The 1,617-nt window shown below is 36.3% G+C and carries 2 protein-coding genes; both read left to right on the forward strand.

The window, feature by feature from the left end; all coding sequences use genetic code 11:
* Positions 1 to 55 precede the first annotated feature (55 nt).
* Positions 56 to 1,093, forward strand: a complete 1,038-nt coding sequence (locus CDZ78_RS20125; protein WP_087871545.1) for an AAA family ATPase — start codon at positions 56 to 58, stop codon at positions 1,091 to 1,093.
* Positions 1,090 to 1,611, forward strand: coding sequence for a hypothetical protein (locus CDZ78_RS20130; RefSeq protein ID WP_087871546.1), 522 nt, complete (start codon positions 1,090 to 1,092; stop codon positions 1,609 to 1,611). Before CDZ78_RS20125 ends, CDZ78_RS20130 begins: the two co-directional genes overlap by 4 nt.
* The last annotated feature ends 6 nt before the right edge of the window (positions 1,612 to 1,617 follow it).

Below are 1,617 nucleotides of genomic sequence, written 5' to 3' on the forward strand. Positions count from 1 at the left end.
ATTTTAAATCAATCTGTTATGAGTTTAAATTACGCTGAGTAGTTACAAAAATATTATGTATAAATTACTAAAATTAGAAAGATTCACAGCATTTGAAAAGTTAGAGGTTGATTTTTCATCAGGTATTAATATCTTTGTGGGTGCAAATGGCACAGGAAAAACACACCTATTGAAATTAATTTATGCCGCTAGTGATGTAACACGAAGCGAGAAAAAATTAGCAGAAAAAATTAATACAGTTTTTTTGCCGTCAAAAAATCAAATAGGCCGCTTAGTTAAGCGGTCACCGAGTAGTAATAAGGGGTTCATAGAGTGGACTAGGGAGGTGAGTGAAAGGGAAGATATAAAAATGAGACTGTCGCTTTCTAGTCATACCACAACAAGTGATAAAGCGAGCTTATCAGGAGCACATAAACGTTGGATGGAATCACCGTTAGAATCCGTATATATCCCTGTAAAAGACATGATGGCAAATGCGCCTGGGTTTAGGTCGCTGTATGCTCAGCGGCACATTCATTTTGAAGAGGTGTATGCCGATATTATTGATCGTGTTTTTCTTAGCAGCTTAAAAGGCCCCGCAGATAAAGACCGGAAAAAACTATTAAGTTTATTGCAAGAAGCGATGGAAGGTAAGGTTATTAGTAAGAATGAAGAGTTCTTTTTAAAAAACAAACAAGGTGAATTAGAGTTTACTTTATTGGCTGAAGGTATTCGTAAACTCGCACTACTTTGGGTGTTGATACAAAATGGCACTTTATTAAAAGGAGCCATACTTTGCTGGGATGAGCCAGAAACCAACCTTAACCCCCTCTTAATGCGCACCGTCGTTTCAATATTGATAGAATTAAAGCGGCTAGGTGTACAAATTTTCTTATCAACCCATGATTATGTCATATTAAAAGAGTTTGACTTACAAACTCAAGTGGATGATCAGATAAGCTATCATGCCTTGGCGCGAGATAAAGAGACGCAAAATATTACCTTAAGAACTACGAAGCACTATTTAAAAATTAGTCCTAATACCATTGATGAAACTTTTTTCGATTTAGTGAACAGAGAAATAGAGCGATCAATGAAGGGTGTAAGTGAGTGAAATTTACAGAAGGTGAATTAGAATTTGATTTTGGAGATGTCATTGATGTCTTTAAATTTGATGAGAAAAATAGCAGTGCACCGAATTATCATGGCTTATCACACTGCATGAAAGGTGTTGATTTTATTGTTGAGCAACCAAATGTGTATTTTTTTGTAGAAATTAAAGATCCTAGCCACTCTGGCGCTTCACCAGAAAGAAAAATAGAATTTGAAGAAAAAGCCTTATCAGGATCCTTAATAAAAGACCTCGTACAAAAATATCGTGATACCTTTTTATATCGCTGGGCTGAAAATAAACTAGAAAAACCTATTATCTATATTTGTCTAGTGACCCTGGAAAGCCCACTAATTCCAAGGCTAATGGAAGAACTAAGAAGACAATTGCCAGAAGGTGAGGATGGGCCTAATTGGCAGCATAGCATCGTTAAATCAGCTATGATCGTTAATCTGGATCAATGGAATAAGAACTTCGGTTCTGTCGCAAAAGTTTATCGTGCGCATAAAAACCGGTCATAACCGGTC

Source organism: Bathymodiolus platifrons methanotrophic gill symbiont (assembly GCF_002189065.1).
GTDB lineage: Bacteria > Pseudomonadota > Gammaproteobacteria > Methylococcales > Methylomonadaceae > Methyloprofundus.

Coding starts and splice junctions, on each gene's coding strand:
- CDZ78_RS20125 (WP_087871545.1), top strand. CDS start 56: ATGTATAAATTACTAAAATTAGAAAGATTCACAGCATTTGAAAAGTTA.